This is a genomic window from Cobetia marina, from assembly GCF_001720485.1.
Taxonomy (GTDB): Bacteria; Pseudomonadota; Gammaproteobacteria; order Pseudomonadales; family Halomonadaceae; genus Cobetia; species Cobetia marina.
Map to the genome: position 1 here is coordinate 3,806,219 of NZ_CP017114.1, position 19,526 is coordinate 3,825,744.

The window sequence follows — 19,526 nt, forward strand, 5'->3', positions numbered from 1 at the left end:
GATCTGGAACGAGGCAGGAGTGACGCCTCCTCGAGCGCACCGTTGCGCAAGAATTGCCTCGCCTCGTGGCCGTTGAAGCCCCTCCTCCTGAAAGGCACCATGTCTGCCACGTCGCACTGCAGCACACGTTCAGAATAGGGACAGAGCGGCGAGTCTCGCCAGCCAGTCCTTGCACATATCCGGCCCCACGAGGTGTCGCCAGCGACCCGAAGTCGAATCGATGACATGCGAAACCGCCAGCATGGGCGGCCAAGAGGCGACTGCTGACAGAAGCCTTGGCCGTAGCGATCACTGACCTTGTCACACCCCCGCAAGGGCATGGACGCATCGCAACGTCCTGAAAAATCTTCATGAAAAAAAAGCCCACCGGATGGCCGATGGGCTTTTTTACACTTTTCAGTACGCGCTACGAGAGTGTCACTCTCAGTCCCCTTTCTTACAGGGCGCTCTGGATATCAGAGAGCAGAGCATCCAGAAGATCCGTACTGGTATTCCAGGAACATACGAAGCGTGCGCCGCCTGCGCCGATGAAGGTGTAGAAGGTCCAGCCACGCTCACGCAGTGCCGTCAGCACATGCTCGGGGAAGCTGGCAAAGACGCTGTTGGCCTCACAAGGGAACAGCAGTTCGATGCCGTCCAATGCCTCGAGTCGCTCGGCCAGATACTGCGCCATGGTGTTGGCATGACGTGCGTTGTCCAGCCAGACGTCATTCTCGAGCAGCCCCATCCACGGCGCGGCGATGAAACGCATCTTGGAGGCAAGCTGACCGGCCTGCTTGCAGCGATAGTCGAAGTCACGGGCCTGCTCGCGATCAAAGAATATCACCGCCTCCCCCATCGCCAGCCCATTCTTGGTACCGGAGAAGCACAGCACGTCCACGCCGGCCTTCCAGGTAAGCTCGGCCGGAGAGACGCCCAGCGAGGCACAGGCATTGGCAAAGCGCGCACCATCCATGTGGATCTGAAGATCATGACGGTCAGCCACTTCGCGAATCGCCTGAAGCTCTTCCAGGCTATAGACGGTGCCGACTTCGGTGCACTGGGTCAGCGAGATGACACGCGGGCGCGGATAATGGATATCACTGCGCTTGGTGACCAGTCGCTCGATGCCTTCAGGCGTCAGCTTGCCATTCGGACCCGGCGCATTGAGCAGCTTGGAGCCATTGGAGAAGAACTCCGGCCCTCCGCATTCGTCAGTCTCGATATGGGCCAGTTCATGGCAGATGACGCTGTGATAGGACTGACACAGATGCGCCAGCGACAGGGAATTCGCCGCCGTGCCATTGAAGACGAAGAATACCTCGCACTCGGTCTCGAACAGCTGACGGAAGCTGTCCGTCACCTGTTGAGTCCAGCGGTCGTTGCCATAGGCGAGATCATCATCCTGATTGGCTCGCATCATGTATGCCATCGCCTCGGGGCAGATACCGGACGTGTTGTCACTGGCCAGAAAACGTGATGTACAGGTGTCATCGATGTCAGTGGCCGCGGAGCGGGTCGTGGCGAGGGCGTCAGTCGTCATGGGAGTATCCAGAGCAGAGCAAGGGGTCACCTTGCCCGATGAAACGAACGCGGTACCCAGGATGGCAGGCACCACAGTAGAAATCCCATCATAACAGCGCTGCATGCCGCCGCCAGCCATGATCCGACGCGACCATCACGACGGGACGGCCATGCAGGAAAATCCCTCAGGCAGCATCGAGAGCCGGGTACCCTCTGCGCCCCTGCAGACCGCCCGTATGCAGAACCCGTACACGAGTCCCGGGGGCGATCATCCCATTGGCGAGGTGGTGGGCCAGTGAGGCAAACAACTTGCCGGTATACACCGGCTCGACCTGCAACCCGGTCTCGGCCTCGAAGCGCTGGATGAAGTCGATCAACCAGGCGGGTGCCTTGGCGAAGCCGCCCGCCTGCGCTCCCAACCACAGCCCCCACTCCGGTGTCTTCTGCTCACTGCCGCCGCTCCGGGCCAGCAGACGACGCACACGGTGATAGAGCTGATCTCCGTGATTCATGGTCGGGACGCCAATCACACGCAGACCATCACGCTCCCCCAGCGCACTCAGAACACCCGCCAGCGTGGTCCCGCTGCCGCAGGCCATCAGTACCAGCTGGGGCGCCGGCTCTCCGTTGCAAGGTGTCACCAGCGCCTGTGCCAACGGCTCGAGCCCCGCCACACCCTCCACGCTGCCCCCACCTTCCGGCACCCACAGCGCATCACTGAAGCGGGCAGAGAACCCGGGCTGGTCGCGCTGTTTGTATTCCGCCCGTGAGATGAAGTTCAGGTGCATGCCGTTGGCCATGGCATCCTTCAGCGTCGGCGTCAGCGGAGCTTCCGGATGCCCACGCACCAGGCCATGCGTCGCCACCCCCAGACGCGCCCCGGCAGCCGCCAGAGCATGCAGGTGATTCGACCAGCCGCCGCCACAGCTGATGATGCCTCGCCCCTCGCTGAGCGCTCGCGCCAGTGGCAGGCGCAGCTTCCATGCCTTGTTGCCGGATATCTCGGCATCCAGGGTATCGGCCCGCAGGCATTCGACCACCACCCCAGCCTCGCGGGCCACGCGCCAGTCAAGACGCTCCACCCGTGGCAGGGTGAACAGCTCGAGCAGTGCTTCCAGGCCGCCCCCTGCCGATGAGGAGTCGGCATCGAGCGAGGCGATCGGCGAGGCCGCGACAATCGCTGAAGACGCGACAGCAGCAGGAGAGGAGAGCGCGCCTTGAGGCGCGGACAGGACCGTGGCGCCATCCGGCGGCAGAGTCTCGTCGGTGGATTGGCGAGAAGCGGCTGCGTGCGATGACATGAGCGAGTCCCATCGTGGTGATGCGCCGTGAGAACGGCAGAAGGCGGAGAGACGACAAGGCCATCACGGCCGTCATTGTCACGCAGACACGACGACCGTGATGGCCACTCTCAGTCTAGGCAGAGCTTCGGCTCAACTCAACGCTGAATATCCCCATCTCGCCGACACTCGCTCCGCCACAAAAGGCGACCCGGCCAGCCGAGACTCCCGGGAGCGGGCTAGAGGGCTGCGGCCGCCATGGTGCCCTGAGCGATGGCGCGCTTGGCATCCAGCTCAGCGGCTTCATCGGCGCCACCGATGATGTGCAGCTCGATCCCTGCCGCCTCCAGGGGCGCCTTGAGCTCCAGCACCGACTCCTGGCCGGCACACAGCACGATACTGTCGAGCGCCAGATGCTGGACCTTGCCATCAATGCTGACGGTCATCCCCTCGGCATCGATGGACTGATAATCGCAGCCCGCCACCATCTTGACTCCGCGCTGCTTGAGGGTGGCCCGGTGCACCCAGCCGGTCGTCTTGCCCAGATGCTTGCCCGGCTTGGAGGTCTTGCGCTGCAGCAGCCATACCTCACGAGGGCTCTCGCCGGGCGTCGGTGTCTTGAGGCCGCCGGCGGTGCTGACCGAGAGATCCACCCCCCACTCCTCGCACCACAGTTCGCCGTCCAGCGAGGGTGACGGCTCACGATGCGTCATCAACTCCGCCACATCGAACCCGATGCCTCCCGCACCGACCAGCGCCACACGTCGCCCCACTCGCTCCGGAGCACGAATCGCCTCGCCATAACTGAGCACCTGGCCACGCGAGATGCCCTCCTCGATACCGGGAATCGCGGGCGTACGCGCACGCACGCCACTGGCCAGGATCACGGCATCGAACGCTGCCAGCATCTCCGCGGTGGCACGCGTATTGAGCCGAACCTCGACACCATTGCGTGCCAGCGCCTCGTTGAAGTAGCGCAGCGTCTCGTCAAACTCCTCCTTGCCCGGAATGCGGCGCGCGAAATTGAACTGCCCGCCGACTTCCGCCTGCGCCTCGAACAGCACCACCTCATGACCACGCTCTGCCGCGGTGACGGCCGCCGACAGACCTGCTGGACCGCCTCCGACCACGGCGACACGCCGCACGCGGCGAGCAGGCTCAATCACCATCTCGGTCTCGTGGCAGGCTCGCGGGTTGACCAGACACGAGGTCAGCTTCATCTGGAAGGTGTGATCAAGACACGCCTGGTTGCAGGCGATGCAGGTGTTGATGATCGCGGCATCATCCGCCTGCGCCTTGCTGACCCACGCCGGGTCAGCGAGGAACGGACGCGCCATCGACACCATGTCGGCATGTCCCTCCGCCAGTACCGACTCGGCCACGTCCGGCATGTTGATGCGATTGGTGGTGATCAGCGGCAGACTGAGCTCCGCCTTCATGCGCTGGGTCAGTCCGGTGAAGACGGCACGCGGCACACTGGTGACGATGGTGGGCACTCGTGCCTCATGCCAGCCGATCCCGGTATTGATGAGGCTGGCACCGGCCGCCTCGATGGCCTTGCCCAACGCGACCACCTCGCTCCAGGTGCTGCCCTCATCGACAAGATCCAGCATCGACAGCCGATAGATGATCAGGAAATCCTCACCCAGCGCCGCGCGGATGCCCGCGACGATCTCCACCGCCAGACGGATGCGATTCTCGAAGCTGCCACCGTATTCATCCTCACGCTGGTTGGTCCGTCGACAGATGAACTGGTTGATGAAGTAACCTTCGGACCCCATCACCTCGACACCGTCATAGCCCGCTTCGCGTGCCAGGGTGGCACAGCGCACATAATCCGCGATCTGGCCTTTCACTTCCTCGGTGCTCAGCGCCCGCGGCATGAAGGGGTTGATCGGGGCCTGAATGGCAGAAGGCGCGACCTGATCCGGAGAATAGGCATAGCGACCGGCATGCAGGATCTGCAGGCATATCCGCCCGTCCTCGGCATGCACGGCATCGGTCACTTCACGATGACGCTGCGCCTCCTGCGAGGTGGTCAGCTTGGCCGCCCCCTGCATGACCGCGCCCTCCGGGTTCGGGGCGATCCCTCCCGTGACGATCAGGGCGACACCATGACGGGCACGCTCGCGATAGAAGGCCGCCAGGCGCGTGAAGCCATTGGGAGCTTCCTCGAGCCCGGTATGCATCGACCCCATCAGCACGCGATTCTTCAGCGTGATGTGTCCCAGCTTCAGCGGACGGAAGATATTCGGATAGGCAGTCATGGCGCTTGCTCCTTGCCGTCGCACTGGCGTGGCCGTCAACCGGACCCTGGGACACCAGTACGCGGAACTCATCAGGTCGTCATTGTCATCTTGTCGCCTTGCGTTGCTCGTGCACGTTGGCGGTAGACACGTCAGGGCGACGCACACCCAAGGCAAACAGTCGTATGAATCTCGATACGCTCAGTGTAGTGCATCATCGCTTGCACTCAATGCGCCTGGAGGACACATTGATATCCTTGCAGGACATGCCCTGAGCAATATCCGGCCGACGGCAAGCCTCGCGCTTGTCTCCCCGACCTCTCGACACGAGCCAGCCCCATGCAATTAGGAGAAGTCTCGGTCAGCCTGGCGCACCTCGTTGCACGTGCCCTGGACGCGCGCAACGTGCACGCCGAGCCCATCATGCAGCCCTACACGGGCTGGCCGCTGCCGGACGACGGAGATGCCCGGATCGGCATCGCTCGCTACATGCGTCTGGGCCATGCCGCCATCACTGCCAGCGGTGATGAACTGTTCGGCCTGGAGATGGCCGCTCAGATTCGCCCGGGAGACTTTCTGCTCCCCGGACTTGCGTGTGCCTGCGCCCCCACTCTGGCGGCAGGGCTGACGTTGCTGTGCGAGGCTGAGGCACTTTACAGCGACAACAGTCGTGGCCATGGCCATTTCGAGCGCCAGGCCACCGGCGGCTGGCTGAACTTCTACTCCCTCGCTCCCTACAATGCCTACAACCGCTTCGTGGTCGACAGCGTGCTGGGAGGCTGGTGGCATCTGGCTCGCCAGCTGAGTGGCGATGCCTTGAGCGATGCATCGCTCGAGATCGATTACACGATCCCCCGCTCGCCGGAGGACAGCTCTCCGCTCACCCCCTCACCAGACGATATGCATGAGCAGACGGAGAAGCGCTGGCGCTGGCGATATGCCCGACGCCTGGGCCTGCCTGCGAGCCAGTTGCACTTCGCGACAGGGCGCAATCGGCTGTGGCTTCCAGACAGAGTATTGAACGCCCCTACCGTGCAGGCAGCACCGGTCGCCTTTGCCCAGCTTCGTCAACAGATCACGGAGCGACTGGAGAGCCGTCAGGGCCCTCATGACACGCTGTCACGCACACGACGTGCCATTGCCATGCGGCTTTCGGGGCGCGCACCCGGACGCGACGAGATCGCAGCGGCCCTCAATCTGCACCCGCGCACCCTGGCCAGACGACTCGCCGCCGAAGGCTGGCACTACGAGGGGCTGCTGGATGACACACGCCGCGCGCTGGCCGAGCGTTATCTGCGCGACACCCATCTGAGCCTGAAGGAAATCAGCTGGGTACTGGGATTTGCCGGTCCGGAAAGCTTCCAGCACGCCTGCAAGCGCTGGCACGCCAAACCACCGGGTGCATGGCGCAGACAGCACCGCGCATCCAGCCGAACGGATAGCTCACGGACCTGAAACACGAAAAAGGGTCGAACGGGAGACGAGGAGACGTCCAGAAGGAAGGCAACAGCGAGGAAGGCAACAACGAGCATCTTGCTGGCCAGAAACGCGAAAACCCGAGCACGAGGGCTCGGGTTTCACGAATTCTGTAGATCGAGTGGCGGACTGGACGGGACTCGAACCCGCGACCTCCGGCGTGACAGGCCGGCATTCTAACCAACTGAACTACCAGTCCACATTGGTGGGTGATACTGGATTCGAACCAGTGACCCCAAGCATGTGAAGCTTGTGCTCTAACCAACTGAGCTAATCACCCAACACAGACGATCCTTGCTGCAAGCAGCGGTGATATCGCGTCATTCTGAATGGCGGACTGGACGGGACTCGAACCCGCGACCTCCGGCGTGACAGGCCGGCATTCTAACCAACTGAACTACCAGTCCATTCAGAACAACTCAACATCGGGCGCATGACAAACGGTAGTGGCGGACTGGACGGGACTCGAACCCGCGACCTCCGGCGTGACAGGCCGGCATTCTAACCAACTGAACTACCAGTCCACTGCAACGTTTGCTTCTGCTGACGAACCAGGCCATTTAATCAAGTAACGCTTTGATAAGCAATAACTTTTTTCAAATGGTGGGTGGTACTGGGTTCGAACCAGTGACCCCCAGCTTGTAAGGCTGGTGCTCTACCAACTGAGCTAACCACCCCTGTCTCGTTGGCGCTGCATTCTACGGAATCCGCCCCATGAGTCAATACTTTTTTTACAGGAAGTTTCAGAATACTCCTCGACAGGGTCTTGATAAGACTGGATTTTCCCAGCACCACTCACCTGTAGCCCAGCAACCATCAGCATTGTGTCAACATTCTGACATCAGGATGCCACGAGGGAGAAAATTCGTGTCGCTCATGGATTGACACCCATCAGCGCAATGCAGGGTGTGCAAGGATCGCTGCCACCGCTGAGCGGATCAGCCCCTCACGCGTCTTGCCGCTCGCCTTGCGAGGCTTGAAATCATGCTCGCCATCCTCCAGCCAATGCAGGCTGATGGTGCATGGCAATCCGTAACCTTCGATTTCCTCGCGATGACCAAAGGGATCTCGCGTGCCCTGGCAGATCACGCCCGGGGCATCAATGGCCGCCAGATGCTCGGTTCGCAGCGTGTCCGGCTTGCCGGTCGGGTGAAAGGGATAGCCCAGCGCATACCAGCCCAGGGGCGACATTCGACGTGGGCCTGATGAGGGGGCTGGCATGCCTCGCCCCTCCAGCTCCTGCATCACATGCGAGGCCACGCGACTCCCCATGGACTTGCCACCAAGCAATACCGGGCATGTCGCCAGAGACGCCCTGGCGGCAAGACTGGCGGCCAGCGCCTCATGCCAGCGCGTCATTTCCTCGATCAGCCCGGGCAGCCGCGGCGGCGGACGACGGCGTTCCTCGCAGCGCATCTTGACGAGGTAGGCGAAGTCGAATCCCAGCCATGCCGCCCCTTGGTGCACACAGGCCTTGCCGAACTGCTGATGGAAATCGGTCTCGCGTCCGGCGCCCGCCCCATGGGCATGCAGCAGAATCACCTGCCGAGGGCTGCCATGAATCTCCAGCGGACCGAACGAGGCCACCCAGCCTCGCCAGGGGCCGCGCGCCGCCAACGCCTCCTCTGACAGCTCCAGACGCTTTTCCAGCTCATCGGCGATGGCGTCAAAGGAAGCGACCTTGAAACCTTCCTCGGCGTAGGGGGTGGGAACGGCCGCCACATTGGACGCATCCCGATCTTCGTCCGATGATGAAGTGACAAGAGACACTCAGTGTCCTCCCTGGTAGCTGAAATGAATGCTGAATCGTCTCGTGAGTCGTGCTCTCTTCAGGAGAGCACATCGCTGTTCACTGCATGATGAGGTCATGACATGGGCACAGCACCTGATGGAGCAGGCGCCTCTCACGAGGTGATTCGCCAATTTGGCACGACGGCCATTCTTTCAGGCGCCGTCAGTCTATTGCTGGCGGCATGGCTGACCGCCGTGCAGTTGTGGCCAACCCTGGCCCCGCCCATCGCCTGGCTGAGCCATGGCCGTCTCGCCATTGTGCAACAGCATCTGCTGCTCTTCGGCCTCGGCGGCTCGGCATTGATTGCCAGCCTGTATTCACTGGTCAATCATGACACGCAAGCCCGGCCAGGCCAGCGGCGTCTCCAGCGGTTCACGCTGCAGGCCTGGCAGACGATTCTCGTGCTTGGCAGCATATCGATTGCCGCGGGCTTCGCGTCGGGGCATGGCCAATCCGAATATCCCTGGCCACTCAACCTGTTGATGCTGGCAGTGTGGATCGCGGTCGCGTGGCTCTTCCATGTCAACTGGAAGGCAGGACCGACAGCGCGCCTGCCCGTGGCTGGCTGGTGCTTCATTGGCTGTCTGGTGATGATACTGATGCAGCATACCCTGCTGTCACTGGCGGTGCCCCTGGGCCCGCTGACATCGTTACCCATGTTCTCAGGCAGTCTGGACGCGCTGCTGCAGAGCTGGCAGAAGGGAATGCTGCCCGGCGGCATGCTGGCACTGGGCTTCATTGCCATGGCGTATCAGGCACTCTCGGGACTGACCCGCCAGCCCCTTCACTCTCACCGTCTGGCCATCATCAGCTTCTGGCTGCTGGTATTGCTGCTGCCCTGGAGCGGCGCGGCGCTGCTGCATGCCAGCGCCCTGCCCCAGTGGAGCCAGGCGCTGGGAATGGCGATGGGGCTCCTGCTGCTGGCGCCGGGACTGGCCATTCCTCTCAACGGCCTGCTGACCCTCAAGGCGGACTGGCCCTCCCTGCGCCATCATCCTCAGACCTGCCTGCTCGGCGCGGCCCTGCTCTTTCTGGCCATCAGCGTGATGGAGCATGTGGCACTGTCCATCGCCCCGCTCAACGACATGACCTTCAGCGCCGCCGGCAGCCTCTCGCCGGCCGGCACACTGGGCGTCGTCGGTCTGGTCAGCGTGCTCATGCTCTACCGTCTGCGGCTGCCTGAAGCACCCTCGGCGCTGATCATGACCCACGCCTGGCTGGCCATCGTCGGCACGTTGCTCTGCATCGCTGCCAGCTGGACCACCACCCTGCTGCAGGGCAGCCTGTGGCATGCCGTAGACGCAGAGGGACAACCGCTGCACTCCCTCGCCGACGTCCTGGCGGTGGCTCGCCCGCCGATGCTGATGACGCTGGCGGGGCTGAGTTGCTGGGCACTCGGCCTGCTGCTGATGGCAGCGTATCTCCTGCGCGCCTCCCGCCGTCCCATCACGCGCCCCTCTACCCAGCGCGCTCATCACCACATCGGGGATTCACACGCTCGGGGGAGGACACCGGCATGAGACACGTACTGCTCGAACGGCATCCGGGCCTGATGGCCGCGCTCTGCGTGATGGCGGCAAGTGTCGGCGCGCTGGCCCAGTTGCTGCCTCTGGGATTTCAGGAGGCAGGGCAAGAAGTGACACCGCTGGATGCGTTGGCGCTGGAGGGCCAGCGCCTTTACCTGCGGGAAGGCTGCCAGCAATGCCATACCCGAATGGTGCGGGATCTGCCGGGAGACCAGGCACGCCATGCAAGCCGGGACGCCGCCTCCCGCCACCTCATGGAGCGACCGGCCCTGTGGGGCAACGCTCGTCAAGGCCCTGACCTGAGCCGCCTCCCGGCGGAACATGATGAGGCCTGGCAACGCCTGCACCTGTACTCGCCGCGCCACAAGGTGGCGGATTCCAGCATGCCGGCCTACCCCTGGCTGTTCGAGCACGCCCTGAGCGGCGAGGGTGTCGCCGAGCGAATGCGGGCCCTGCAGGCGCTTGGCGTGCCCTACCGAGACGACGAGATCCTCGCGGCGCCCGCCCGGGTACGCGGCAAGGCCGAGGCGACCGCTCTGCTGGCCTATCTTCAACAGACGGATCCCCCTCGGCACTCATCCGCGACAATACCCGACCCGACAGGGGAGACACTCGCCACACTGACACTGACGACAGGAGCTGCACCATGAACCTGCTGGCAAACGTCGATCTGCCACTGTTCTGGCAGGCATGGATCAGCATGCTCACGCTGGGCAGCCTGGCCTTCTGCACGCTGTTGCTTGTCGGGCTTCGCTCGCGCAGCACCTCACCCGATGATGACCTGCAGGGAGATGGGCCAGGCGACGAACACCGCATTGACGGCACCCCTCAGCCGGACAGGCCGCTGCCGCTGGTCTGGAGTCTGCTGTTTCTGCTCACGCTGCTGGTCAGCATGGGGCAGATCGTCATGTCCTTGAGTGGATGATGTCACCTGGCTCTCCCGAGTCGGATGAGGCAGGGCGTCGCAACCTGCCCCTTCGGGTGGTTCTGCGTCTAGAGTCATGCAGGACATCACGACACAATCAGAATTATCTAATATAATGCGCGCGATTCACGGAGCACTTCACATCCCGCCCCACAGGACGGGAACCCGTTCTGGGAAGTGCGCCTGACAGGTATCATTGACGGACAGCACCGACAGGCAGCAGCGACTCAGTCCATGAGGATGCTGTCTCTCCGTACAGGACCATGGAATCGCCCTGTACCAGGTGTCGCACCCGGACACCCCCACCCGAAACCCGCTCCCCACGAGTTTCGGCGTAATGCCCCAGGAGAGTCACCATGACGGCCCAGACAACGGCATCCCATCGATTGCGTGCGCATGAAGCACGCTGTCAGACCTGCTCGCTCAGCTCACTGTGTCTGCCGCTGGCACTGAACATGGAAGCCATCGACCAGTTCGACTCCATCATTCGGCGCCGCGCGCCGCTCAGAAAGGGCGAGGTTCTCTTCACCCAGGGCGAGCCCTTCGACTGCGTCTTCACGGTGCGCTCGGGCAGCCTGAAACAGATCAACACCGAGAACAGTGGCACGGAGCAGCTCACCGGTTTCTTTCTGCCCAGCGAGCTGGCTGGACTGGATGCCATCGACAGCAATGCCTACCCCGGCAGCGCCGTGGCACTCGAGACCACGACCGTGTGCGAGATTCCCTTCGATCGCCTCGATGCGCTTTCCGCCCAACTGCCGGAACTGCGCACCCAGCTGTTCAAGAGCCTGAGCAAGGAGCTGCATGAGGATCGTCGGATGATGATGCTGCTGTCGCGCAAGACGGCAGATGAGCGCCTGGCCAGCTTCCTGGTCAACCTCTCTCAGCGCTTCCGTCGCCGCGGCTATTCGCCATACAGTTTCCGTCTTTCCATGTCCCGCGCCGACATCGGCAATTACCTGGGACTGGCCGTGGAAACCATCAGCCGTATCCTGACGCGTTTCCAGGCTCAGGGGCTGGTGGATATCCAGGCCCGCGAGGTCCATATCCTGCACCTGGATGGCCTGATCGAGCTGGCAGAAGGAGAGTGTCAGGGCGGTCGCTGAACGCCCGTGATGCCATCTCTCTCACCACGAAGGCCCGCCACATCCTCATGTGGCGGGCCTTCGTGTTTTCCAGACAGCGCCAGGCGGCTCGGAGACGCTCAGCGATTCTGCAGACGGTTGTAATCCAGCAACCCGGCCTCGACGGGACGATCCGCATAATTGGCACGCAGCACGCTGTCCGAGAACTGCCAGAAGCGTGGATCGGTGCGCCGCACTCCGATATCGGCCATCAGCTGTCGATAGTCCGCCTCATCCTTGAGCACGGCGACCCGCCGTGCCAATCCCTGCAGCGACTCGGGTGTCAGATGCCAGAAGGCATTCGGATAATCCCCGGCCACGCCGCGCAGCACATCCAGCGTATCGCGCTCAGGACGCCGATTGGCTTCCTCGTCGAACAGACTGGTGATGTTGGCATGAGCCGAGTTGCGCAGCACGCTGAACAACTGTGGGTGCTCGCTTCCCTCCCGTTCCAGCGCAATGATGGTGACTTCCGGCAGCAGGCTGGCCGCCAGACCACTCACCTCGCTCAAGGCCTTCAATTCGCGGCGCACAGCATCATCCTCCAGCGTCTCCAGGCTACGCTCGTGGACAAGTTCCGGCGCCAGGCGCTCGCGCAGGCGGCGCATCAGCCCAATGCGCGCCTTCTCCGGTGAGGAAAGCTCTCCCGGTGTCCAGACGATATCGCTCGGGGCATCAAACTGGGGCGGCTTCTTGAACAGCAGCTTTTCCAGCCCAGAATCCACATCCTGATACCAGCTGTCATGCACTGCCTGACGCTCGCCGGCAGGCAGAAGCGCCAGCAGGTTGTTCTCGCCTTCCATGCGCAGGAAGTCCATGTACAGGCGCGTGGTCAGCTGGTGGCCGAGGTTGCCATAGACATCGAAGCCGGCCACCAGCAGGTAATGGATGCGCTCAAGCATCGGGTAATCGATCACCCAGGCCGTCTTGGGCACATTGCCGACCAGCCCTTTCATCACGGCGGCATTGTCGAAGTGACGATAGACCGTCAGGGCGGCATTGGGGTTGTGATCGCCACCCTCGCCCCCTTGCCAGCCGCTGCCGTCCCACAACAGCTGCATGTCGAGACGCAGATTGCCGTCCTCGTAGGCCTGCATCATCAGCTTTTGCTTGGCCTGCAGATAGGCCTGCTGCTTGCGCTCGAACTTGATCCACGAGGAGATGGGCAATGCATTGCTGCTCTGCTCGGCAGGCAGGCTGAGATTCTCGCCCTCCCGTGCCAGGGTGCGCTCGATCTGCGGCAGGCTGAACAGTGATGGATCGGTGAAACTGACCCAGAAGTGGTCATTGATGACGTCCACGGCCACCTGGCCACGACAGACCGGCCCCTTGATGAAGCCCATGATGGTGTTCTGCGATTCATCCAGCATGAAGCGGTAACGTGACTCGGCAGGGATCGCCTCGAACGTCAGGAAGGGATTGGACGCCGTCTTGAGGTCATAGCCAGGCAGGTCATCCACCGTATAGTCTGGCGCGAGGAACAGCGACTGCCAGCGCTCCAGGCGCGCGTCACTCAGCGAATAGGGCAGATGATTCTTGGCCAGGATCGTCGAGCGCTCCTGCCATAGACGGTAATAGACGCGAGGACGCCCGGCCTCGTCATGCGGCATGACGTCACGACCATCTCCGGGATAGGCCGCGTAGGGAGCGTCATAGGGGCGGCGCGAGGAGATGCGCTGGATGGGCTCGCCGGGCGGCGTACTGGAGCGCACCAGCGAGAAGAAGATCGGCCGGCCATTGGCTCCCTTGACCTCGGGGAAGTAGAGGTGCGTCAGGAACAGGTGCTCGTAGATGTAGCGACTCATCAGACGCTGCTTGAGGCTGTCACCATTGAGGAAGGCTTCCACCTGCTGAATCCGTGGCACCAGGGCCTCAGACACTGGGCGCACCTTGGTCATCGGCGAGCCCTGCGCCAACCAGTTGACCAGCGTACGGTGCTCCTCATCACTGATCTGCGGCAGCGCATACGGCATGCCCCAGTCCGGGTGATCTTCCACGAAGGCATCATAGCGCTCGATGGGCGCGCACACCTGACTGCGATTGAGCGACAGATCGAAGCGGTCTTCCGGCAGCAGGCCTTCCTCCGTCACCGGCAGGGGTTGCTTGCGCTTCTGGCTCAGCGAGCGGAACAGCACACTGCCTTCCAGATTGGCGAGCGCCGAGTCGTTGCGCTCGTTGAGCACCGGCGAGAAGTTCATGTCACGCCATTCAGCGGTGCTGTCGGCATCCTCGAACAGACGCGTCAGATTGGCCGCCAGCAAGCGGGTGCCGTCATAGACAGGGGCGGGATTGATACCGCGGTCGATCCCGGCCGCCGAGGACATCTTGAGCTGGCACGGGGCGTCATAGCAGCCATGGCAGACCACGCAACGCGTCTCGAGGATCGGCTTGACCTCATCTTCCCAATGCCTCCCCGCCAGACTATCGCCGGACACGACGCGATCGCGTGGCTCGGGCGTCCCGAAACGCGCATCCAGCTGATGCACGGTGACGGCGCTACATCCTCCCAGCAACAGGATGACGAGGATGCTCCAGCGCCAGCGCGGGGTATGCCACAGGCGTCGAAGGGAGTTCAGCATGCAAGGCTCCATAAGCAGAGTACGAGACCGATGGACGGATCGGCCATGAGGCAGGCGGGGCCCGCTGCACACTGCTTCGACAGAGCACAGAAGACATGACAGGCACACAGTATGCCACGAGCAGAATAGCGTCTTTCAGAGGGTTTTCGCGCTCCCGGTCAAATTCTCGAGCCGCGGTGCATCCACCTTCACGCCGGCGACGTAAGACTCAATGACCCGGCAACGAGACCTGACTGGCCGGGTGGATATCTGCATCGAACCTTGCTCAACAACCAGAAAAAACGGGCTCGCCCGAAAGGAAACCATCATGACCATGAAGAAGACCGTGACTGCCGCCACCTTTGCCGCTGCTGCCGCTGCACTGTTCTCCACCGCCGCCCTGACCTCCATGTCCGTGCAGGCGGCTGACAACGCCGTGAAGTGCTCCGGCATCAACTCCTGCAAGGGCACCTCCGAGTGCGCCACCGCCACCAGCGCCTGCAAGGGCCACAATGCCTGCAAGGGTCAGGGCTGGTCCTACACCGCAAGTGCCGAATCCTGTGTCGGCGCTGGCGGCGAAGTCATCTCCGGCAAGAGCTGAGCACTCGAGATGAGGGCACCGTCACCCAGGTAACGGTGCCGCCAGGAGTCCCTGGACGCAACGGGAGGACGGCATGCCGTCCTCCCGTTGTTGCATCAGGTCTACACTGCCAATGCAGGCACTGCCTGCCATGCCATGGAAAAGGAGTCACTCATGACGACAGCTTCCCGGAGTCACCAGCCTGCCACTGCCACCTCGGGTGCCGGTCAAGGGCTTGGGCTACGTCCTGAGTACTACCACGAGATTCTGACGACACTGCCGGATATCGATTGGTTCGAGGCCATCAGCGAGAACTACATGGGCCCCGGATTCATCGACTCCGACGGCGTCAGTGCCGGCGGCAAGCCGCTGCACTTCCTTGAGCGAGTCCGCGAGCACTACCCCATCGCCCTGCATGGCGTCTCGCTATCCATCGGTGGCAGCAATCCCATCGACACCCGCTATCTGCGCGAGCTGCGCGCACTGTGTGAGCGCATCGAACCGATGTGGGTCTCCGATCACCTGTGCTGGACCCGCACCGGCGCGCATCAATTCCATGACCTGCTGCCTCTGCCCTATACCGAGGCCACCATCACGCACCTGGCCGAGCGCATCGACCAGGTCCAGAACGCGCTCGGGCGCCAGCTATTGCTGGAAAACGTCTCCAGCTACCTGACCTGGCAGCCCGACGAGATGAGCGAATGGGAGTTTCTGGCCGAGGTCAGCCGCCGTGCCGATTGCCTGATCCTGCTCGACCTGAACAACGTCATCGTCTCCAGCCACAATCATGACTTCGATCCGCTGGCCTATCTGGATGCCATGCCGGCGGAGCGTGTCTGGCAGCACCATCTCGCCGGGCACATCAGGCAGGACGTATCTGGCGGTGAGCTGTGCATCGACACCCACGACCAACCCGTCCCGGATACCGTGTGGTCATTGTATGACGCCGCACGCGAGCGCTTCGGCGATGTTGCCACCATGATCGAGCGCGATGACAACTTCCCGCCATGGTCGGAGCTGATGGAAGAATATGCCGAGCTGCGTCGCCGCAGTGGTCGCCCGCTGGCCGACGATCAACCGACCCGGACTGTCGCGGCGGCAATGAATGGGGGGCTGCACGCATGACGCATGCATCGACCACAGCGACGACAGCATCACAGTTCGATCGCCGCGCCTTGACCCAGCTTCAGGACGCCACCGCCGCCTATCTGGCCGCGCCGTCACCCGACACCCGCAGCATCGCGGCACAGGCTGTCATCAGTGATGAGCTGGCCAGTGCCGAGGAGCGCCTTGGCATCTATGCCACGGCTTACCGCCTGCGCCTGTTCGATGTCTTCGGCGGTGATTTCGAGGCCGTGCACACCTTGATTGGCGATGATGCCTTCGGCTTGCTGTGTCGCGAGTACCTCAATGCCCATCCGCCGAGCCACTACTCGATCCGCTGGGCAGGCCAGCACTTTCCGGCCTTCGTGGCCGCGCGCGAACCCCGGCGTTCGCTGGTCACCGAGATGGCGGCCTTCGAATGGGCACTGGGGCTGGCACTGGATGCCGAGGAGATCGCGCCGCTCAGCGTCGAGACCCTGCAAGGGCTCGCCCCGCAAGACTGGCCGACGCTGAGACTGGCAGCCCATCCGTCACTGCATCACTTCGCCTTTCATTTCGATACGCCGGCCATCTGGAAATCCATCGACAATGACGAGCCGCCACGTGCGCCGGTCGAGAGCGACATCCCCACGCCATGGATCGTCTGGCGTCAGCCCACCGAGGGCGCACCCGAGGTGCACTATCGCTCTCTCGAGCCATTGGAAGCGCTGGTGCTCAACGCCATTCTCTCTGCCGGTGATGACGGCCTGAGCTTCGCCTCACTGGGAGAGTTGCTGGCCCCCGAAGTCGGCGCCGAGGCAGCGCCGGGCGCCGCCATCAACCTGCTGGTGCAATGGATACCGGCCGGCATGCTGATACGGCCCGAAGACACCGGACGAGCCAGCCGCCATACCTCAGACCGTATTGCCTGAGGCGGCGCCCCCTCCTGCAACAGACCGGACATGACAGCCAGCCAGGAAAGCCGGACAATACACGCCGATCACCCCCTTGGTGATCGGCTTTCGTCTTCCTGCTGCCGTGATGCCCATGCCCCCTTCTTCCCATGATCTGCCCTCTTCTCCCGATGGCCTGCCCTGCGACGCGTCAGTGACGTCTCGACCACTCGTGTCGGCGCCCCTCGATGCTGACCCGGCTCACGAGGCCGAGCCCATCTTGCCACTCGACATCCTGTTTCAGGATGACGTGCTGGTGGTGGTGCAGAAGCCTTCTGGCCTGCTGGTGCATCGCAGCCCCATCGACAAGCATGAGACGGAATTTCTGCTGCAGCGCCTGCGTGACCAGATCGGCATGCACGTCTTCCCGGTGCATCGTCTCGATCGCCCGACCTCCGGGCTGATGGTCTTCGGCCTCTCACCGGAAGCCGCCCGCAAGCTGAGCGCCGCCTTCGAGGAACAGCAGGTCAGCAAACGCTATCTGGCCGTGGTGCGTGGCGTCGCTCCCGAACAGGAACGCCTGGACTACGGCCTGCGCAAGGAAGAGGGTCGCCTGCCCAAGGCCCAGATGCCGGAGCAGGAAGCCATCACCGACATCCGCCGACTGGCGCAGGTCGAGCTGCCCGTCGCGATCGACCGCTACCCCCAGTCACGCTTCTCGCTGGTGGAGGCACGCCCCTTGACCGGCCGTCGACACCAGATTCGTCGGCACCTGTCGCGCCGTGGCTATCCCATCATCGGAGATGCCAGGCACGGCAAGGGCAACTACAATCGTTACTTCGCCTCGACCCTGGAATGTCCGCGTCTGCTGCTGGCGGCGGTCGGACTGGAACTGCCGCACCCCGAGGGTGGCTGGTTGCGTCTTTCATGCCCACCGGATGGCGCCTACGCTGCCCTGCTGGCGCGCTTTGGCTGGCTGGGGCATCTGCCGGAGCGCCATGCCATCCACCAGGCCGAACGCCCCGAAAGCGACCTGGCTGGCCGGCCCACAGACGACTTGCCCGAATGACGACCGGGCACCCGCGAACACGCTTCGCCATCTGCATTCAACGTCCCTGGAAAGCATGAGCTGCGCATGACCACTACCCCTGACGACATTCCGCTGAATGAGCCAGCGGCCCACACGGCCTCTCTCTCGGACGCCGCGCCCTCTGCCAGCGAACGCATGCTGGCGGATTTCTTCGCCACCGACGCCGAGGCACCGGCGGCGGACGATTACGACTTCCGTTTCGGCGGCATTCGTCGCCTCTACGGCGCCAGCGCCTTCGCCCACTTCCGTCACGCGCATGTCGCGGTGGTCGGTGTCGGCGGGGTCGGCAGCTGGAGCGCCGAGGCGCTGGCACGCTCCGGCATCGGCGAGATGACGCTGATCGACCTCGACGACGTCTGCGTCTCCAACGTCAATCGTCAGCTGCATGCGCTGGATGGCCAGATCGGCCGTCCCAAGGTCGAGGTGCTGGCCGAGCGCTGCCAGCTGATCGCACCGCAGATGAAGATTCACGCCATCTCGGCCTTCGTCACCCCGGACAACCTGGCCGAGCTGATCCACGATGAGCTGGATCACGTCATCGATGCCATCGACAGCGTGCCCGCCAAGACGGCGCTGATCGCCTGGTGCAAGCGTCGCAAGCTGGGGCTGACCGTGACGGGCGGTGCCGGTGGCCAGCTCGACCCGACACGCATCCAGATCGCGGATCTTGCCCGTACCGAGCAGGACCCGCTGCTGGCGCGCGTTCGCTCCCTGCTGCGCCGCGACTACCATTTCAGTCGCAATCTCAAGCGCCGTTTCGATGTCGAGTGCGTCTACTCCGACGAGCAGCTGACCTACCCCGGTGCCGATGGCGAGGTCTGCGCCACCAAACCCGGCGACAGCGCCACGCGTTTGGATTGCGCCGGCGGCTTCGGCGCCGCCACCTTCGTCACCGGCAGCTTCGGCTTCACCGCCAGTGCGCGCGCCCTGGCGCGCATCGCACGCCGCGGTGCCAAGGCCACGCCGGCCAACGCTCTCAAGCCCGCGCCCGACGCCTGATCGCGCCGGGCGACCGCGCCAACTGTCTTGCCCATCAAGGAAATCATCATGTCAGAGCTGCCTCCCATGCCGCCGCTGCCCGAGAATCGTCCCGTGCCGGGGCTCTACCGCCACTACAAGGGCGCGCAATACGAGGTGATCGGCACCAGTCGTCATAGCGAGACGGAAGAGCTGCTGGTGGTCTACCGCGCCCTCTACGGCGAATGTGGTCTGTGGGTGCGCCCACTGAGCATGTTCATGGAGAATGTCGAGATCCAGGGCGAGCCAGTGCCGCGTTTCGCGCTGGTCACGCAATGGTCCTGCTGAGCCTCGCCGGCCGGTGGCACCCATAAGCTGACCGACCGGACAGGTGCATGCCGCCTCTCAGGCTCGGTGCTATACTGCGCCGCTTGTTTTTCCAGACATACGCATTGAGGTGGGACTGGCCATCACGGCCCGGCCACCTCGACCA

General features: G+C 63.3%; 16 protein-coding genes and 5 tRNA genes. 11 read left to right on the forward strand and 10 right to left on the reverse strand.

Annotation, left to right across the window (positions count from 1 at the left end; translation table 11 throughout):
• Nucleotides 1–436 precede the first annotated feature (436 nt).
• The 3 genes from BFX80_RS15990 to BFX80_RS16000 form a co-directional block, all read right to left on the reverse strand.
• On the reverse strand, nucleotides 437–1,477 hold the full coding sequence (locus BFX80_RS15990; RefSeq protein ID WP_103751481.1) for a threonine aldolase family protein: 1,041 nt from the start codon (nucleotides 1,475–1,477) through the stop codon (nucleotides 437–439).
• A gap of 211 nt (nucleotides 1,478–1,688) precedes the next feature.
• Nucleotides 1,689–2,804 (reverse strand): 1-aminocyclopropane-1-carboxylate deaminase/D-cysteine desulfhydrase, encoded by a 1,116-nt coding sequence (locus BFX80_RS15995; RefSeq protein ID WP_084209412.1) that lies wholly within the window; start codon nucleotides 2,802–2,804, stop codon nucleotides 1,689–1,691.
• A 218-nt stretch (nucleotides 2,805–3,022) separates the two neighbouring features.
• A complete protein-coding gene (locus tag BFX80_RS16000) occupies nucleotides 3,023–5,050 on the reverse strand; it encodes an NADPH-dependent 2,4-dienoyl-CoA reductase (protein WP_084209413.1) in 2,028 nt (675 codons plus the stop codon).
• Nucleotides 5,051–5,368: 318 nt separating this feature from the next.
• Between BFX80_RS16000 and BFX80_RS16005 the strand changes: the two genes are divergently transcribed.
• On the forward strand, nucleotides 5,369–6,484 hold the full coding sequence (locus BFX80_RS16005; protein WP_084209414.1) for an AraC family transcriptional regulator: 1,116 nt from the start codon (nucleotides 5,369–5,371) through the stop codon (nucleotides 6,482–6,484).
• 143 nt (nucleotides 6,485–6,627) lie between these two features.
• On the opposite strand, the gene BFX80_RS16010 is transcribed toward BFX80_RS16005, so the two are convergent.
• From BFX80_RS16010 to BFX80_RS16035, 6 genes are all read right to left on the reverse strand, one after another.
• Nucleotides 6,628–6,704: transfer RNA gene (locus BFX80_RS16010), tRNA-Asp, on the reverse strand.
• 4 nt (nucleotides 6,705–6,708) lie between these two features.
• A tRNA-Val gene (locus BFX80_RS16015) sits at nucleotides 6,709–6,785 on the reverse strand.
• A gap of 50 nt (nucleotides 6,786–6,835) precedes the next feature.
• Nucleotides 6,836–6,912, reverse strand: a tRNA-Asp gene (locus BFX80_RS16020).
• A 40-nt stretch (nucleotides 6,913–6,952) separates the two neighbouring features.
• A tRNA-Asp gene (locus BFX80_RS16025) sits at nucleotides 6,953–7,029 on the reverse strand.
• Nucleotides 7,030–7,106: 77 nt separating this feature from the next.
• Nucleotides 7,107–7,182, reverse strand: a tRNA-Val gene (locus BFX80_RS16030).
• Between the two features lie 214 nt (nucleotides 7,183–7,396).
• The gene (locus BFX80_RS16035; protein WP_240499613.1) at nucleotides 7,397–8,227 is read right to left on the reverse strand and encodes an alpha/beta family hydrolase; all 831 of its coding nucleotides are present in this window, start codon (nucleotides 8,225–8,227) and stop codon (nucleotides 7,397–7,399) included.
• Nucleotides 8,228–8,377: 150 nt separating this feature from the next.
• On the opposite strand from BFX80_RS16035, the gene BFX80_RS16040 reads away from it, so the two are divergent.
• The 4 genes from BFX80_RS16040 to fnr all read left to right on the forward strand — a co-directional run bounded on the left by BFX80_RS16040 (nucleotide 8,378) and on the right by fnr (nucleotide 11,854).
• Complete coding sequence (locus BFX80_RS16040; protein ID WP_084209415.1) at nucleotides 8,378–9,817, forward strand: cbb3-type cytochrome c oxidase subunit I; 1,440 nt, start codon at nucleotides 8,378–8,380, stop codon at nucleotides 9,815–9,817.
• Nucleotides 9,814–10,473 carry a cbb3-type cytochrome c oxidase subunit II gene (locus BFX80_RS16045; protein WP_084209416.1) on the forward strand — a complete coding sequence of 220 codons (660 nt, stop codon included), beginning with the start codon at nucleotides 9,814–9,816 and terminating at the stop codon, nucleotides 10,471–10,473. Before BFX80_RS16040 ends, BFX80_RS16045 begins: the two co-directional genes overlap by 4 nt.
• The gene (locus tag BFX80_RS16050; protein WP_084209417.1) at nucleotides 10,470–10,748 is read left to right on the forward strand and encodes a hypothetical protein; all 279 of its coding nucleotides are present in this window, start codon (nucleotides 10,470–10,472) and stop codon (nucleotides 10,746–10,748) included. Before BFX80_RS16045 ends, BFX80_RS16050 begins: the two co-directional genes overlap by 4 nt.
• Nucleotides 10,749–11,104: 356 nt before the next feature.
• Entirely contained in the window at nucleotides 11,105–11,854 is a 750-nt protein-coding gene (gene fnr / locus BFX80_RS16055; protein WP_077378772.1) for a fumarate/nitrate reduction transcriptional regulator Fnr, read from the forward strand.
• 98 nt (nucleotides 11,855–11,952) lie between these two features.
• Here the strand turns inward: fnr and BFX80_RS16060 are convergent, their stop codons facing one another.
• A complete protein-coding gene (locus BFX80_RS16060) occupies nucleotides 11,953–14,451 on the reverse strand; it encodes a fatty acid cis/trans isomerase (RefSeq protein ID WP_084209418.1) in 2,499 nt (832 codons plus the stop codon).
• Nucleotides 14,452–14,758: 307 nt separating this feature from the next.
• Between BFX80_RS16060 and bufA2 the strand changes: the two genes are divergently transcribed.
• The 6 genes from bufA2 (at nucleotide 14,759) to BFX80_RS16090 (ending at nucleotide 19,381) form a co-directional block, all read left to right on the forward strand.
• Entirely contained in the window at nucleotides 14,759–15,031 is a 273-nt protein-coding gene (gene bufA2 / locus BFX80_RS16065) for a BufA2 family periplasmic bufferin-type metallophore (protein WP_240499614.1), read from the forward strand.
• 153 nt (nucleotides 15,032–15,184) lie between these two features.
• Entirely contained in the window at nucleotides 15,185–16,135 is a 951-nt protein-coding gene (gene bufB / locus BFX80_RS16070; protein WP_084209419.1) for an MNIO family bufferin maturase, read from the forward strand.
• Nucleotides 16,132–17,025: an HvfC/BufC N-terminal domain-containing protein gene (locus BFX80_RS16075; RefSeq protein WP_167593059.1), complete on the forward strand. Its 894-nt coding sequence runs from the start codon at nucleotides 16,132–16,134 to the stop codon at nucleotides 17,023–17,025. Before bufB ends, BFX80_RS16075 begins: the two co-directional genes overlap by 4 nt.
• Before the next feature lie 238 nt (nucleotides 17,026–17,263).
• Complete coding sequence (locus BFX80_RS16080) at nucleotides 17,264–18,055, forward strand: pseudouridine synthase (RefSeq protein ID WP_077379350.1); 792 nt, start codon at nucleotides 17,264–17,266, stop codon at nucleotides 18,053–18,055.
• Nucleotides 18,056–18,211: 156 nt separating this feature from the next.
• The gene (gene tcdA / locus BFX80_RS16085; protein ID WP_077379348.1) at nucleotides 18,212–19,075 is read left to right on the forward strand and encodes a tRNA cyclic N6-threonylcarbamoyladenosine(37) synthase TcdA; all 864 of its coding nucleotides are present in this window, start codon (nucleotides 18,212–18,214) and stop codon (nucleotides 19,073–19,075) included.
• A gap of 48 nt (nucleotides 19,076–19,123) precedes the next feature.
• Nucleotides 19,124–19,381, forward strand: a complete 258-nt coding sequence (locus tag BFX80_RS16090) for a DUF1653 domain-containing protein (RefSeq protein WP_240499615.1) — start codon at nucleotides 19,124–19,126, stop codon at nucleotides 19,379–19,381.
• The last annotated feature ends 145 nt before the right edge of the window (nucleotides 19,382–19,526 follow it).

Coding starts and splice junctions, on each gene's coding strand:
- BFX80_RS15995 (WP_084209412.1), bottom strand. CDS start 2,804: ATGTCATCGCACGCAGCCGCTTCTCGCCAATCCACCGACGAGACTCTG.
- BFX80_RS16000 (WP_084209413.1), bottom strand. CDS start 5,050: ATGACTGCCTATCCGAATATCTTCCGTCCGCTGAAGCTGGGACACATC.
- BFX80_RS16005 (WP_084209414.1), top strand. CDS start 5,369: ATGCAATTAGGAGAAGTCTCGGTCAGCCTGGCGCACCTCGTTGCACGT.
- BFX80_RS16040 (WP_084209415.1), top strand. CDS start 8,378: ATGGGCACAGCACCTGATGGAGCAGGCGCCTCTCACGAGGTGATTCGC.
- BFX80_RS16045 (WP_084209416.1), top strand. CDS start 9,814: ATGAGACACGTACTGCTCGAACGGCATCCGGGCCTGATGGCCGCGCTC.
- BFX80_RS16050 (WP_084209417.1), top strand. CDS start 10,470: ATGAACCTGCTGGCAAACGTCGATCTGCCACTGTTCTGGCAGGCATGG.
- fnr (WP_077378772.1), top strand. CDS start 11,105: ATGACGGCCCAGACAACGGCATCCCATCGATTGCGTGCGCATGAAGCA.
- BFX80_RS16060 (WP_084209418.1), bottom strand. CDS start 14,451: ATGCTGAACTCCCTTCGACGCCTGTGGCATACCCCGCGCTGGCGCTGG.
- bufA2 (WP_240499614.1), top strand. CDS start 14,759: ATGACCATGAAGAAGACCGTGACTGCCGCCACCTTTGCCGCTGCTGCC.
- bufB (WP_084209419.1), top strand. CDS start 15,185: ATGACGACAGCTTCCCGGAGTCACCAGCCTGCCACTGCCACCTCGGGT.
- BFX80_RS16075 (WP_167593059.1), top strand. CDS start 16,132: ATGACGCATGCATCGACCACAGCGACGACAGCATCACAGTTCGATCGC.
- tcdA (WP_077379348.1), top strand. CDS start 18,212: ATGCTGGCGGATTTCTTCGCCACCGACGCCGAGGCACCGGCGGCGGAC.
- BFX80_RS16090 (WP_240499615.1), top strand. CDS start 19,124: ATGTCAGAGCTGCCTCCCATGCCGCCGCTGCCCGAGAATCGTCCCGTG.